10 protein-coding genes are annotated in these 15,181 nt (G+C 67.2%); 1 reads left to right on the top strand and 9 read right to left on the bottom strand.

Going from position 1 to position 15,181, the window contains the following annotated elements:
• Positions 1–19: 19 nt before the first annotated feature.
• The 4 genes from JAB1_RS06000 to JAB1_RS05985 form a co-directional block, all read right to left on the bottom strand.
• A complete protein-coding gene (locus tag JAB1_RS06000) occupies positions 20–952 on the bottom strand; it encodes a carbohydrate kinase (protein ID WP_070253666.1) in 933 nt (310 codons plus the stop codon).
• On the bottom strand, positions 949–2,163 hold the full coding sequence (locus JAB1_RS05995; protein WP_070279177.1) for an AGE family epimerase/isomerase: 1,215 nt from the start codon (positions 2,161–2,163) through the stop codon (positions 949–951). Before JAB1_RS05995 ends, JAB1_RS06000 begins: the two co-directional genes overlap by 4 nt.
• Positions 2,164–2,231: 68 nt before the next feature.
• Positions 2,232–3,233: a tetratricopeptide repeat protein gene (locus tag JAB1_RS05990; protein WP_083299582.1), complete on the bottom strand. Its 1,002-nt coding sequence runs from the start codon at positions 3,231–3,233 to the stop codon at positions 2,232–2,234.
• The gene (locus tag JAB1_RS05985) at positions 3,230–4,072 is read right to left on the bottom strand and encodes a tetratricopeptide repeat protein (protein ID WP_070279175.1); all 843 of its coding nucleotides are present in this window, start codon (positions 4,070–4,072) and stop codon (positions 3,230–3,232) included. The genes JAB1_RS05990 and JAB1_RS05985 overlap by 4 nt, the downstream gene beginning before the upstream one ends.
• A 134-nt stretch (positions 4,073–4,206) precedes the next feature.
• On the opposite strand from JAB1_RS05985, the gene JAB1_RS05980 reads away from it, so the two are divergent.
• Positions 4,207–4,596, top strand: a complete 390-nt coding sequence (locus JAB1_RS05980; protein ID WP_070279174.1) for a DUF1090 family protein — start codon at positions 4,207–4,209, stop codon at positions 4,594–4,596.
• Between the two features lie 12 nt (positions 4,597–4,608).
• On the opposite strand, the gene JAB1_RS05975 is transcribed toward JAB1_RS05980, so the two are convergent.
• From JAB1_RS05975 to JAB1_RS05955, 5 genes are read right to left on the bottom strand one after another with little or no spacing between them, the layout of a single operon-like run.
• The gene (locus JAB1_RS05975; RefSeq protein ID WP_070279173.1) at positions 4,609–6,615 is read right to left on the bottom strand and encodes a hypothetical protein; all 2,007 of its coding nucleotides are present in this window, start codon (positions 6,613–6,615) and stop codon (positions 4,609–4,611) included.
• Complete coding sequence (locus JAB1_RS05970; protein WP_070279172.1) at positions 6,612–7,745, bottom strand: VWA domain-containing protein; 1,134 nt, start codon at positions 7,743–7,745, stop codon at positions 6,612–6,614. The genes JAB1_RS05975 and JAB1_RS05970 overlap by 4 nt, the downstream gene beginning before the upstream one ends.
• Positions 7,738–10,209: a DUF5682 family protein gene (locus JAB1_RS05965; protein ID WP_070279171.1), complete on the bottom strand. Its 2,472-nt coding sequence runs from the start codon at positions 10,207–10,209 to the stop codon at positions 7,738–7,740. Before JAB1_RS05965 ends, JAB1_RS05970 begins: the two co-directional genes overlap by 8 nt.
• Positions 10,200–11,306, bottom strand: coding sequence for an AAA family ATPase (locus JAB1_RS05960; protein ID WP_070279170.1), 1,107 nt, complete (start codon positions 11,304–11,306; stop codon positions 10,200–10,202). Before JAB1_RS05960 ends, JAB1_RS05965 begins: the two co-directional genes overlap by 10 nt.
• Before the next feature lie 14 nt (positions 11,307–11,320).
• A complete protein-coding gene (locus JAB1_RS05955; RefSeq protein WP_070279169.1) occupies positions 11,321–15,064 on the bottom strand; it encodes a DUF4132 domain-containing protein in 3,744 nt (1,247 codons plus the stop codon).
• Positions 15,065–15,181: the final 117 nt, after the last annotated feature.

Below are 15,181 nucleotides of genomic sequence, written 5' to 3'. Positions count from 1 at the left end.
TACCGCCGGACTGGTACTGCTAGCGCAGCACCGTGCGCGCCGCCAGCGATTCCACCAGTTCCACGGACGGCGGCGAGCCACCGGCCGCCAGGCAGGCGCCCGCGCCCGCCGCGACGGCAAAGCGCAAGTGCTGGCCGCCGTTGGCATCGGGCCGGTACATCAGGCTGTACAGCAAGCCGCCGATGCTGGCGTCGCCCGCACCCACCGAATCAACCACCTCGATGACGGGCGGTGCCGCCTGCCATGTCTGCTCGCCCTGGTACAGCGCCGCACCCTGCGCGCCGCGCGTATACAAATACGTGGCTTGCGGATTCCAGCTGCGCAGCATGGCAAACGCGCCATCGATGTCGTCATGGCGGAACAGGCCCGCCAGGTCTTCATCGGACACCTTGATCACATCGGCCAGCTGCGTCATGCGGCGCAGGGTGGCGTCATAGCGTTCATCCATCATGATGCGGAAGTTCGGGTCGTAGCTGATCTTCACGCCAGCCGCCTTGAGCTCCTGCGCCAGCGCCACCAGCTTGCCGGCCAGCGGTTCGCGCGCCAGGCTGATGCCGCCGAAATGCACCCATTGCGCCCCCTGCATCCAGCCGGCCGGCAAGAGCGACGCGTCGAAATGCAGGTCGGCGCTGTCGTCGCCGATGAAGTAATAGGTAGGCGGATGCAGTTCATGCACGATGGCCAGCAGCGGCGACTTCGCATGGCGCTGCAAAAACCGCATGTCCAGGCCCGCCACGTCGGTCGCCTGCGCCAGAGCGTCGCCGAAGACGTCGAGGCTGACGCCACCCGCAAAGGCGCTGGGCACGCCCAGGCGCGCCATCACGCGCGCCACGTTCCAGGTCGAGCCGCCCACCTGGCTGTTCCAGGAGTCCGCGCCCGTGCGCAGCATGTCCGTCAGCGCTTCGCCAGCCGACACAAAAGCGGGGAAAGAGGGAAAAGCGGTGGCGCTCATGCGGCACCGCCAATCACGTTCAGCACTTCATAGCAGGCGCCCATGGTGTGGTAATCGGTCTTGCCGGCCGGGCTTTTCTCGTTGCTGATCTTGCCGTTTTCCGGCGTCAAAATGCGGTACCAGGCGCCGTGTTCATGGTCGACGAAATGCGTCCAGCTGTAGTCCCAGATCTTGTCATAGCTTTGCCAGTAGGCCTCGTCCCCGGTGCGGGCGGCCAGCACGGCGGCGGCGGCGAAGCTTTCCGCCTGCACCCAGAAATATTTGTCGCCATCGCAGATCTCGTCCTGCGGGCCGAAACCGTAGTGGATGCCGCCATGCGCGCCATCCCATGCCTTGGCCAGGGCCATGTCGTACAGCGCGCGCGCGCGCGGCAGCAGCCAGTCGGACGGACCGGCCATGAACCGGCTGTGGCGCTCCATGATCAGCAGCAGCTTGGCCCATTCCGTGAAGTGGCCAGGCTGGTAACCCCACGGACGGAAGATATTGCTCTTGTCGTGCAGGTTGTAGTCCCAGTCGATCGACCAGTCGGGCGTGTAATGCTCCCAGATCATGCCGTTCGCCAGGCCCGCCTGGCGCACCGTGATATTGTGCGCCAGGGTTTCGGCGCGGTGCAGATATCTCGCCTCGCCCGTCGCCTCGAACGCGGCCAGCATGGCTTCGCAGGCATGCATGTTGGCGTTCTGGCCCCGGTAGCCGTCCAGGGTGGACCAGTCGGCGCTGGCCACGTCCGCATACAGGCCGTGTTCGGGCAGCCAGAAGCGCTGCTCCATCAGCTCAAACGTTTCGTCCAGATACGCGTGCGCTTCCGGCACGCCCGCCTGCAAGGCGTGGGCATAGGCCAGCAGCACGAAGGCCAGGCCGTAGCAGTGGTTGGCGCCATCTTCGACCTGCTTGACGCCATCCTTCCACGACAGTTGCCAGGCATAGCCGCCCGTGGCCGGGTCGCGGTGCACGTCGCGCAAAAAGGCCACGCCGTGGCGCAGGGCCGCCTGGTAATCGTCGCCGCCGAAGCGGCGGTAAGCCATGGCGTAATTGAAGATGAAGCGCGTGCTGCTGACCAGGTGGCGCGTACTGGCGTCGTACACCGTGCCGTCATCAAGGAAGAAATGATAGAAACCGCCGCTCGGGTCAACAGCGCGCGGGTGATAAAAGTTCATCGTGTGCAGGATATGCTTTTCAAGCGTCACCTTGGAGCGGAAATCGGGATTCATGGGTCTCTCATGATATTGTTATCGATAACAATGATGATAGCATGCCGTCCTGACTCCGTCATGCCCGCTCAGGGAGTCTTGGCCAGCCTGAGCTTTTCGCGCCACAGTGCCGCCTGCGCCGGGTCGGCCGCCTGTTCCAGCTCGCCCTTATCGTACACCTTGACCAGCCGTTCGATGGCTTCCGCGTCGCCCTGCTTCGCCGCCAGCAGGTACAGCGCGAAAGGCTTGGGCGCCGGCCCTTGCCGGGTGGGGCCGCCACGGCCCTGTTCCAGCAGCCGCGCAAAACCCGTCTGCCCCGGCGGACTTTTGGCGATGGCCGCCATTTCATACCAGCCCAGGGCCGCCTCGTCGCTCTGCGGCACGCCCTGCCCCACTTCATACGAGTATGCGACATTGTTCAAGCCGGGCGGGTCGAGCACCTTGGCCGCCTTCATGTACCAAGTGAACGCTTCCTTGCGCTGCGCTTCGTCCTTGGCCGTCATCATCAGGCGGTAGCCGATTTCATTGTAGGCATAGATAAAGCCGTTTTCGGCATAGAACTTCAGCCAGTGCAGCGCATGCGCCTGTTCTGCCGGGCTGCTGTGGATATTTTCAAAGTGCATGGCCAGCGTGAAGTTGGCCAGCTCCACGCCTTGCGCGGCGCCCTTGCGCGACCAGTATTCGCCCAGCTTGCGGTCGATGGCCATGCCCTGCCCCAGCGTGTAGGCCACGCCGAGGAAAGCCTGCGCCGGACCATAGCCGCCTTCGGCCGATTTCCGCATCCACGCCAGGCCGGCGTCGACGTCGCGCGGCGTGCCTTCGCCGCCGTGCAGCATCTGCGCCAGCTCCAGCTGGGAGGCCGTATCTCCCCCTTCCGCAGCCAGGCGCGCCTTCCCGAAGGCGGCCACCTTGTCCGGCGACAGGTCGGCGGGACGGTCGATCACGGCCCGCACCCTTGCGCGCATGTCGTCGAGGCCGGACATATCGAATTCGGCCAGCGCCGGATGCTGGCGCGGTTCCTTGGTGGACGCCGGCTGCGCCAGCACGGGCTGCGCCAGGGCGAGGCTCAATACAAACAGCATGGTTCTCATTTCTTTTCCTTCTCGGCCAGCTTGCCGCGCCACTCGGCCGCGTCTTCGGCATTCGCAGCCTGTCCCAGTTCGCCTTTGACATACACATCGATCATGCGCCGCATGGCGGGCAAGTCGCCGCTCCACCCCGCCCGCTCGTACCAGACCAGGGCCCACTTGTCCGACTGCGCCACGCCGAGGCCCAGCTCGTGCGCGCGGGCCAGGTTGCGCATGCCGGCCGGCTCCTTTTCACGCGCCGATCTGGAATACCAGTGGAAAGCCTCGCCGCGATCCTGTTCATCGACGGCTGCGCGCATCAGATGCTCGCCCAGCGCATTGTAGGCGGGCACGAAGTGCTGCTCGTTCGCCGCCGCCTTCAGCCAGGTGATGGCCAGCGCCTGCTCTTCGGCGCTGCTGTCGCCATCGATGAATTCCAGCGCCAGGATGGTTTGCGCCTCTGCATTGCCCTGCGCCGCGCCCTTGCGCAGCCAGTATTCGCCCTGCACGCGGTCGATGGGCACCTTGCCGCCCAAGGTGCAGGCCACCCCCATGGCAGCCTGCGCCGGCGCATAGCCGCCTTCGGCCGACTTGCGTATCCAGGCCATCGACTGCGCCGTATCTTGCGGCGTGCCGACGCCCAGCTGCAGCATGCGCGCCAGATCCAGCTGCGCCTCCACGTCGCCCGCTTCGGCCGCGCGCCGGGCCTGCTCAAACTCGGCGATGCTTTCCGGGCTATGGCTAGCCGCATCAGCCCTCGCCTTGATGGCGATCAGCTGCAGGTCGAGCAAGGTGGGCGAGGTCTGGGCCAGGAGCGGCAACGGCAGCAGGAAAGGAATCAGCAAGAGGAGTTTCTTGGGCATGCGGCGGTGTCGGAAAGAAGAAAACACGCATGGTAGCCGATGCCATGCCAGACAGGCGCGCACTGCACAAGAAGTTTGACAGGGCAAGCCGGCAGGCTTACATTGCACGAGCCCACCACTTACACAGGAACGCCATGAACCGCCTCGCCACAACCGCCTTGACCCTGCTGCTCGCCGCAGCCTCCGTGGGCGCCAGCGCCGCCGATACCCAGCTGGCCGGCTGCGCCGCCAAGCGCGAAAGCATCCGCAGCGAATTGCGCCAGGCGCAGGAACAGGGCCTGTCCGACAAGGTCGCGGGCCTCACGCGCGCGCTCGACGAAGTCAACGCCCACTGCCGCGACAGTACCCTGATCGAACGCCACAACAAGAAGATCGTCAAGGCGCAGGCGAAGGTGAACCAGACGGAGCGTTCGCTGCGCCTGGCCCAGGAAGCCAACAAGGAACCGAAGAAGATCGCCAAGCTGGAAGGCAAGCTGGAAAAAGCCAGGGCCGAGTTGGCGGCCCTGCAGGCGCAACAGCCCTGACCAAAGCCGCGACTACCCTGCCGCCTCCAGCGCGATGCACGTCGTGCAGACATATGCCAGGCGCAAGGCTTCAGGCGCTCGCGGCACGCTGACGTAGGCCGCCAGCAGGCCGGCCGGCAAGTCCAGGCCCAGCGCACGCAAGGTGGCGCCATGCTGCGCCAGTTCGCCGGCCAGTTCGGCTTCCAGTCGTGGACGTCCGCTACGCGCCTGCAGTGCGAGAAGGTCAAGCACCTGGACCAGCACCCGCGATGCCGCCGAGGCTTGCTGCGGCATGGACGGCGCCAGGCTGGTGCCTCCAAGACTCTTGAAAAAGCGCGCCAGCGCCGACGGCAGCTTGCCCGCATCGATCTCGAAATCGAGCGATACCACGCGCAGCTTGCCATTCTTGGCAATGAGCAGCGCCACCGGTTGCCAGCCACCTGAGTCGTCGCGCGCGCGGCTGGCCAGCACGGCCCGGATATCGGCGCCATCCGCCACGGCCGCCTGCAGCCGGGCGATGCGCGGACGCAGGGCCGGCACTGCCGGTATCTGCAAGTCCAGAACGGCGCCGCAGGCATCGAACACCTGCCAATCGAGCCGCTGGCCTACTTCGTCAAGCTGCGGCCGCGCCACGGCCGCCGGACGCAGCACCACGCAATCGATGGGATCCGGCGCCAAACCGACGCTGTCACTCATGAAGACAGCCAGTGCCGTCCAGTCGTCAAAACCCAGGCGCTGCCAGCGCACATCGTCGAGCGCCCACAGTGGCGCCGCACTGGCGCGCACCTGGCTGTCCATGGCCAGGCGCCCATCCTCGGCCCAGGACGCGCCTGCCAACTGCAAGCCCGCCTCGCAAATATGCCGGGCGCTGCCAGCCCCCGGCCACAGGCTGCTCGCATCCCATGCCGATTCGCGAGTAAACGAGCGGTCGCTGGCGTCGGGCCGCGCCAGCACGGCCTGCACGATCCGCCCCTCGCCCTCCTCTGCATGCTGCCAGAACGACAAGGTCAGACCGTGCGCGCCGCCGCGCGTTTCCCACCAATACGCGCCCAGCGGCAGCAGGTCCAGGGGCGCATCTCCGGCCGCATCAAAGCTGCGCCGCGCCTGCCCGCGCAAGCGCTGCAATAGCGCACCAGACGCGTGTTCGAGCGCCGCGCACAAGGCGCAGATGGCCGCCATCTCGTCAAATGCCTGACGTTCGCTGGCGTGGTAGTCGCGCCGCACGAGCAGGTCCAGCGTACCGCCGAGGCCACGCAGCATGGCGGCAAGGCGGGGCAGGCTTTCAGTGCGCGCCGACATGGTCAGCGCGCGCAGCTGGCCAGCGGCAATCGCGCTGGCATGCGACAAGCCATTGTCGTACAGTTCACCGAGCAAACGCCGCACCTGGGCCAGGAACACCAGTTCGGACGTACTCATCCCTGGCGCTGCGTCGGCAGGCGCCATCGCCAGGCCTGCCGGCCAGGCAAACTCGCGGCCATGCTTGCGCCAGACACAGGCCAGCGCATACAGGTGCAGCGCCTTGCGGATGGCGGCCGGCGTATCGGACACCATGGCCTCGACCCCGGCGCCGAGCAGATAGCTGCAGCCCAGTTTCAACAGGGGCAACTCGATCTGCAGTCGCGCATTGACGATGGTGATGTCCGCCTGGTCGCCTTCAGCTAGCCAGGCCAGCGCCTGGCGCACCGCCGGCTTGCCAGCCTGCTTGCACACGGCGGCGCTGTCGAGCGCCAGCACTTCGTCCTGCACGCTGGCTGGCACCCCGTCCTGCGCGCTGTCTTGCGGCAGTTCGCGCAGCCACACGGCGGCGGCCAGGATATGCTTGCAGATGCCGGGCGCCGGGCAATCGCAACGGCCCTTCTGCGGCCCCCCCGCATCGAGCGAGACATGCTGGCCGTCGGCGACCAGGGTGCCTCCCGCGCCAGCCTGCCAGCCCACCTTGCCCGCCTCGACATCTTTCAGGGCGCGGCGCAGCAGGCCAGCGTTGGCCAGCGTCGCCAGGCTGTCGTCGTCAAAGCTGCGGTACACGGCGTGCCAGCTCATCCCATCACCCCAGCCAGCCATTCGGCAAAGTGCTGCGGCGTCAGTGCCGCCACGTGCATGCCCTGATCCGCCAGGCGTTGCGCCATGCCGTGGTCATACGCAGGCTGCGCGCGCTCGTCGAGCGCGGCCAGGCCCAGCAGGGTGACGCGCGATTCGGCCATGCGCCTGAGCGCCGCCAGCAACGGCCCTGGCGGCGCGCCCTCCTCGAAATCGCTGATCAGGGCCAGTACCGTGCGCTGCGGATTGCTCACCAGCTGCTCGCAGTACTGCACCGCGCGGCCGATATTCGTGCCGCCGCCCAGCTGCACCGTCAGCAGCACCTCGACCGGGTCGGCGGCAAGGTGCGTCAGGTCCACCACGCTGGTGTCGAACACCACCAGCCGCACGTTGACCGCCGGCAGGCCGGACAGGATGCCGGCCACCACCGCCGCATAGATCACCGAATCCATCATCGAAGCGCTCTGGTCGACGCACAGGATGACGTCCCACGGCAGGCTGCGCTTGACGCGCGCATTGAAGATGGGATGCGCAATGAGCAGTCGGCGGCTGGCCATATCGTAGTGTTTCAGGTTGGCGGCAATGGTCGCGCGCCAGTCGAAATTCTGCGTGCTCTTCATCTGCGTGCGGCGAAAGCGGTTGCGCCGCCCCACCACCGCGTTGACGAAATCCTTGCGCAGGCGCTCGGTGATTTCCTCGACCACGCGCCGTATCACCGCGCGCACCGCGTCGTGCATGTCCGCGCCGAGCCGCCCGCGCATGCCGATCAGGGCGCGCGCCAGCGCTTGGTTCGGCTCCAGGCTGGCCAGCACCGCCGGATCGCGCAGCAAGCCGCTCAGTTCATAGCGCTCGATCGCGTGGCCCTGCACGCGCTCGTAGACATCCTGCGGAAACAGCTTGCGCGCCTGCGCCAGCCAGTCGATGGCGCGCAGCTGGCTGGGGTCCAGCGAACCACCGCCGCCGGCGCGCAGCATGCCCTTGCGCTCATACTCGCGGCCATACAGGTAATCGAGGCTGGCATCGAGCCGGCCATCATTATCAGACCAGGCCGCGCCCTGCAGCGGCTGCGCGTAGCGCCCCAGTATCAGGCGCCAGCGGCGCAGCAACGCCTGATTGTCCAGATTCTCAGCCATGCGGCTTCTCCGTAGAAATATCCAGCCAGCCGGACAGCGCGTCGCGCTCCAGGCAGGCGGCCAGCGCCGCGTTCAGGCGGCCGCCGGCAAGCATCTCGTCTTCGCTGACGTCGCAATGAAATTCAGCCTGCAAGGCGTCTGGCGCGGCGCCGTTCAGCACCGCCAGCGCCTCGGCCAGGTCGCTCGTCTCCTGCGGCTTCAAGCCCGTGAAGGCCAGGCGCAAATCGGGCAGATAATGGATGAAACTGGCCTCGTCCCAGCTACCGACCAGGGTGTTGAAGCTGCGCCGCAACCCCGGCTGCGTCAGCAGCAATTCGGGCGCGGCGGCCATCAGGCCCGACAGGAAGCGCACGGCATCCTGCGGCGTGGCGCCGGCGCCGAAGCGCTGTTCCAGCAAACGCGATAAATCCTGTTCGCCCCAGGCGCCATCGAGGAACAGCAGCGCGGCGGCGGCGCCGCAAATGCCGGGCGCGCAGTGGCGCGTCGCCGTCAGGGCGTGCAGGCGCTGGTGCAGGTCGCCGGCCTCGAAGGCCAGGTTCGCCTCGGGCGCAGGCAAGGCGCTGCGCGCGGCGCGGCCAAATTCGCGCAATGCCAGCAACTGCCCCACTTGCGCGCTTTCCCCTTCCATCCCCGTATCGGCCAGACCGGACAGCAGGAACAGCGCGGCCGGCCAGACGCGCCGCATCAGCGCCAGCACGCCAGGATGCTCGCGCACACCCAGCGGCTCGCGCGCGCGCCACAGGGTCACCAGCGCATGGCCGCAGGCGACGACGGAGGAGAAATCGGCATCGTCATCGAGATGGCGCGACAACAGCGCCAGCAGGCCGGGCAGACGTTCATGCAATCCCACCACGCAGGCGCGCACCAGCAGGGCGGCGGCGCTGCCGGCCGAACGGGCCTGGCCCGCGGCGCCCAGCGCCTGCTCTTCGCGCAGCAGCCGCGCCAGCGCCACCTCGGCCAGGGTGGCGCCATCGGCGGACAGCTCGATCAGGCGCGCTTCGACCAGCGGCGTCCACGCATACGTCCATTCCTCGAACAGCAGTTCCAGCCGGCTGCCGGCCATGAAATCCGGGCCGCCCTGCCAGCGCGCCAGGCCCGTATCGAGATACTGCATCAGATGAAAGAACCGGCTGCGCCGGCGGTGGCGGTCCTTGCGGTACAGGTCCAGCCGCGCCAGCCGCGTGTCGCCGTCGTCCAGCCGCAAGCCGTGACGATGCGCAGCCAGGCGCGCATCCACCACCAGCGGCGGCGAACCGGCCGACGGCGGCACGTCGCCCAGCCGGCTGCCCGTCATCTGGCGCCGCACATCGTCGAACATGCCCTGCATGCCGTCGTCGATGGCCCCCTTGACAAAACAGGAAGCCATCGCGTCAAGCACATCCTGGCGGCCTGGCCCCGCATGGCCGCGCAACACGGCGAGCCTGGCCGCTTGCAGCACGGCCGCCTGTACTTCCGCCGTGGAAATACGCTCCTGCAAGCCGCGCGCACGGCTGTGCCTTGCCAGCATGGTCAACTGGTCCACGGCGACGGCAAGCTGATGATCGCCGTCCGCCGGCGATTGCAGGGCGTCCCAGACGGCCTGGTAATAGGCGGGCGCCGGCATGCCCGCGCCATAGCCATTCAGTGCATCGAGCCGCTCGAAGCTGTAGCGTATCAGCCAGCTGGGGCTGGCGGCGGCCGGCACGGCGTGGGCGGGAGCGGCGGCGACCAGTTCGATCAACGCGCTGGTATGAAAGCCGCCGGTGACCACCACCACGGGCCCGTCCACCTGCTTGCGCCAGCGGGCGATATGCGCCGCCATGTGGCGTTCGCGCGGCAGGCTGCCCTCCGCTTCCAGCACCGCCGGCTCGTAATCGAGACGGGCCATGGCGCAGTAGGAAAACACGTCGCCAAACATGCTGCGCCAGTCCGCCAGCGCGGCGCGCGAACGCGCTTCGAACAGGTGATCCCACAATTCGTCCTGGTCGCGGCAGCCGGCGCGTGCGGCCAGGGTATTCAGATAGGTGCTGTGTGCCAGGTAGCGCTCGGCCATCAGGCTGCGCGCCTCGGCATCGTCCTGCGCATCTGCCCTGCCCGCGCGCGCCTGCCACGGCAGGTCGATGAAGGCCAGCTGCGCCTGCGCGGCCGCCCCCTCGCGCAGCGCCACCCATTCAGGGCTGTAATCGCAAAACGGAAAAAACGCCGATACCGTGCGCGCCCCCTCTTCGCCTGCCGCCGGCGTCTGGCACAACAGGGCCACGGGCGGGCGCGTGCGTTCGTCCAGCAACAGGGGCAGCATGTCCGTGAAGCCCTCCGGCCCCTCGATCAGCACGGCGGCCGGGCGCAATTCGCGCAGCATGGCTTGCAATGCATGGGCGCACGCCGGGCTATGGTGGCGCACCGGCGCGAAGTACAAGCCATGCTCGAACAGCCTGGCGCGCGCGGCAGCCATGCCGGCCGGCAAGTCCGACGGTGCTACAGCCATAGCTTGCGCGCCGCGTCGCCGAAGCTTTTCCACAGATCGTCGCGGCGGCCGCGTTCGCGCACCACCGTGTCGAAATAATGGCGCACGCGCTTGAGGTCATCGGCGTTGTCCTTCAGTACCACGCCTTGCAACTGGTTGGCCAGTTCACGCGGGCGCAAGGTACCGTCGCCGAAATGCAGCGCCTCGAGCGAGGCCGCATAAACCAGGTTGACCGCCTCGGCGCTCGACATCACCGCCTCCGGCGCCTTGATGGCCGTGCCTTCGCGGGTCTGTCCGGCGCGCAGTTCCTGGAACGTGGTCACCAGCAGTTCGACCACGTCACGCCCGACAACGACGGCGGCGCCGATGGCGTCCAGTTCGCGCTGCAGCTGCTGCATCACCAGCTCGACTTCGAAACCATGGTCGCGGATCGGCTTGACGGTTTCGAAGTTGAAGCGGCGTTTCAGCGCCGACGACATTTCATGCACGCCGCGGTCGCGCAAGTTGGCGCTGGCGATGATATTGAAGCCGCGCCGCGCGTGCACGCGCGCGTCGCCGCCCAGTTCCGGAATCATCAGCTGCTTTTCCGACATCAGTGAAATGAGCACATCCTGCATCTCGGGCGCGCAGCGCGTGATTTCCTCGAAGCGCACCAGCTTGCCCGCTTCCATGGCCTGGAACAAGGGCGACGGCACCAGTGCGCGCCGGCTCGGCCCCTCGGCCAGCAGCAAGGCGTAGTTCCACGAATACTTGATATGGTCTTCGGTGGTGCCCGCCGTGCCCTGGATCGCCAGCGCGGAGTCGCCGCTGATGGCCGCCGCCAGCAATTCGGACAGCAGCGACTTGGCCGTCCCCGGTTCGCCCACCAGCATCAGCCCCTGATGGCCCATCAGGGTGACGATGGCGCGGTCGACCAGCGGATCGTCGCCATAGAATTTGCGGCTCACTTGCAGCGCCGCGTCGCCCAGGATGAAGCGGCGCACCGCGCGCGGCGACAGCTGCCAGCCCTCCGGGCGCGGCTCGGTATCGGCCGCTTTCAGGCGTTCCAGCTCGCCGGCATAGCGCTGTTCGGCGCTGCGGCGCACCACCTGGCTATCGTTATGTTGTTCCGTCATCATTGTGCTCTCTTTGCTTACCACGGCATTTTACTTTCCCATTGCGCATCATAGCCGCCGCACGCCTTCGACACCGCCAGATAATCGGCATAGGTTTCGGCCAGCAGCACGGACGGCACGTCGGCCAGCGGCACCGCCTCGTCGCGCCAGGAGCGCGGCAAGGGATAGAACTGCAGCGTTTTCAGGGCCGCGGCCATCAGTTCCTCGGGCAGGCTACTGCCGGAAAATTCGATCACGGCGCGCAGCCCGGCGCTGATGAAATCCTTGTGATATTCGGTGAAGACGCCGCCATCCTCGGCCTGGCCGCGCTGATAGCCGTGCTTGCCGAACGCGCCGCGCAGGCCGAAGGTGTCGCCCACCCAGCCTTCGCGGTCCGCGATGTGCCGGCCCGCCATCAGCGAGGCATCGGGCAACTGGTGCGCCAGCTGCTCGAACAGGGGCTTGACCTTGTAATCCTTGAAATGGCGCTGCCAGGCGGCGATCTGCGGCGCATCCAGCAGCGACGCGTGCGCCAGGCGCAGCCGGCTGCCTTCGTTCAGGGCGACTTCCTCGTCGTCCGCGTCCAGCAGGCTGCCATCGTCGCTGGGGCGCAGCAGCGTACTGCCTGCGTCATCTTCCCGTATCCACACCAGCGCCTGCACCAGGCGGCCCGCGATCGGGTGGCCAAGCAGGTAATCGCGCCACTCCTGCGCCGGCCAGACACGTCCCGCGCACATGGCTTCGTACAGGCGCGCCGTCTGCATGGCGATGACTTGCTTGAGTTCTTTCTTGCAGATGGCTAGCTGCTGTTTGGCTTCCTTGGCCAGTTCGGGCGATTCGTCCTGGCGCGGCTCGGGCAAGGCCTTGATCTCCTTGCCGTCAGGGTTGTGCAGGCGCGGTTTCATGGCGCCATCCAGGGTCACATGGAAGACCCGCCCGCCATACGACAGGTCCAGCCGTCCGCTGTCGTCAAAGCCGCCCGTCGGGATGGTGCGGTCGCCCAGCTGGTCGTGGCTCCAGCCCTTGCCCTGCGCGATGCGCTCGACCAGCAGGCGCGCCTTTTCCTGCACCGAAGCGGTGCGGTAGCGCCGCGCGATCCCCAGCAATAACTGGATCACGGCCGGGTCGTAGCCGTCGGCCAGGCCGTCGAGCATCGCTTCGATCTGCGCGCGGCGCGGGTAATGGTCGCGCATATACGCTTGCAGCAGGCTGATTGCCACATGGCCTGGCGTGTGGGCGGCCAGCGCCAGGATGCCCTTCTCGCCGATGGCGCTGCCCAGGTACTCGGCCATCTTGTTGCGGCGGATCTGGTCGAATACCTGCTCCAGGGTCATCTTGCCCTCGGCGGCATAATGCTGGGGATAGCGCCTGGCGTGGTCCTGGTAACTCTGATAGGCCTGCGGCGCGCGCGCCTGCGCTTCGGCGGTCGCCACTTCCAGGCTCGGGCCGCGCAAATCCTCGTTGATAAACAGGCGCAGCACCGTCTCGCCCAAGGCGGCGCGGCCTGCCTCGTCAAGCAGGCCCAGATAGCGCAGCAGCAGGGCATTGCCGCCCGGCTCCTTCAATTTACAGGCCAGTACCACCCACCAGCGGATGATGTCGGCATCGACCGGCGTACCGTCCTGCCAGCGGCAGGCGGGCAGCGCCTCGAAGACGAACCAGGCCAGGCCGACGGGCGCCTTGCCCTTCAAACCCTTGCGCGCCGCGGCCAGCAGAATCTCGGGCGACAGGCGCGGGCTCAGGTCCTCGCCCAGTTTTTCCAGCGCCGTCAGCAGCGCGGCGATCACGGTTTCGCGCGTCTCCTTGTCCAGCGCCTGGTACAGCGCCGGGATGGCGGCGCGGTAGTCGAGGTCGGTCAGCCAGCGCGCCGCGCCGATGCGCATGTCCTGCTTGCCCGATCCCAGCGCCTCGGCCACGCGCTTGCCGATATCGGGCAAGCTGGACAGCACCTGCTGCGCGCTGGCGCGGTGCTGCTTGCCCTCGCCCAGCGCGATCTCCATCACGCGCGGCAGCCATTGCACCGGCAGCACCGGGAAGGTGGCCAATATTTCCAGGGTGGGACCCAGCTCGGGCGCCACGCCCCGGCGCCTTTCGGCGGCACGCAAGCCCAGACCCTGGTCGATCAGTTCGGGCCGTTCCGCGAACAGCGGCCATACCATGTCCGCCGCCAGCACCTGCTGCGGCTTGGCGCCCCACCAATTGCTGGCCATGCAGGCCATGGCAACGCTGTCCTGCTCGTCGCCGGCTTCGCGCATGACGCGCGCCAGCAGGCGCAAGTCGAAAGTCGACAGGTCCTGGCACGCCAGCCATTGCTGGAAAAATTCATCGTGCCAAGAAAAATGGAAAATATTGCGCCGCGTGGCCAGCAGCCAGCGCGCCATGTGCGCCACGCCAAAGTCCGGCAAGGCGGCCAACTTGCCCTGCAGTTCGATCGGTTCGCGCACCAGGTTGTTTTGCAGGGACTGCGCGTCGCTCTTCGCTGCCTCGCCATTGAACACGCGTATGGCCGCTTCCAGCCAGGCCGGCTTGATCGTCTCATAGCGCTTCAGGCGCTCCTGCTTCCATTCGTACTTGTGCTCGGCGTGCTGGTTGTCTTCGCGCTCCTGCCGTGCTTCGGCGCGGTACTTTTCCAGCAGCGCCGCATGATTGGCCTGCAGCAGTTGCAGCGCGGCGTCGCCCAGGCGCGCCACCGGTGGCGCGGGCGGCAGCGGCGGCAGCGGCAAGTCCGCCGCGCCGGCCTCGCTGGCCGCGTCCAGCCACGACAAGGCGTTGCGGATGGCCGCCTGCACCGGCTTGCTCGTCTCCTGCGCCAGAGCCTGTTCCAGCAGCGCCCCCTGCTGCGGCCCCAGACTGCGGCCCAGCAGCTCGGCCGCCTGCACACGCTCTTCCGTCTTGCCCGTCAACAGGCATTGCTGCAGCAAGGTGGCTCTGCGCTCCTCGGGAATGGCTGCCAGATGGGGAGCCGCTTCGGTGCGCACGCTCTTGCCGCCATCGACGGCCAGGCGCACCAGGACGGCGGCAAAAGTGTCGGCCAGCGCGGGCGCGGCGCCCAGGCGCCTGGCCAGCTGCGCCTTGCCGCTGGCCGACAGCACTGCCGGCAGGTGCTCCACCAGCGCCGCATGCGCGATCATGTAAGCGTCGAGCGCGCCGGGCGCCAGCAGGCGCTGCAGGCAGTTGTCGCGCACGTATTCGTTCAATTCGCGCCGCTCGAACACCAGTTGCAGCGCGCCCTCTTCCACCTCGCCATCGGCGGCCAGCAGGCGCGCCAGCAGCAGCACGTCCCAGCCGCGCCGGTTGACCGTGGTCGCTTGCGCTCGGGTCTCGGAAAAACTGGCGAACAGCGCATCGCTGACCAGGTAGTCGATCCACTGCGGCACCGCGGCGCCGGTGCGCTCCAGCGAGTCGCCCCCGTCGGCCGCCTGCAGCAGCTTGCCCAAGCGGACCAGCAGCGCCACGTCCAGCGTCGCCGCATCGGACTGGGCATAGAACTGGTGCCGGTGACGCAGGCTTTCATTGGCCAGTGCTGCATCCTTGTTAGGCATGTTATGGGTATAAAAATGCGAATACAGGCGCCCTGGCTTGCCCAGCAAGGTGCCGCCATGCGGCGCCGCCGCCTGCACATCGAGCAGCACGCCTTCCTGGCGCCCTTCGCAAACGAACTCGCAGGCGCCCTCCCACAGCGCAGGCGATATCTGCGCCAGGCCGCGCAAGCCCTTTTTCAATTGCGCGTGCTCATCCAGGCCCACTACGCCCTGCGCCAATTCCAGTATTTTTTTAAACATCGGGTGATTCGTCTTTCCTGTTCATCAAGGCCCTTGCCGGGCATGGGCTGTTTTTTCGCAATCAGCGTCCAGATCCGCAGCATTCATTTCGCATCAAACTTGCATCCAATCAAGTTG

The organism is Janthinobacterium sp. MP5059B, assembly GCF_001758645.1.
Taxonomy (GTDB): Bacteria; Pseudomonadota; Gammaproteobacteria; order Burkholderiales; family Burkholderiaceae_D; genus Janthinobacterium; species Janthinobacterium lividum.
This window is presented reverse-complemented; position numbering and strand designations above follow the sequence as displayed.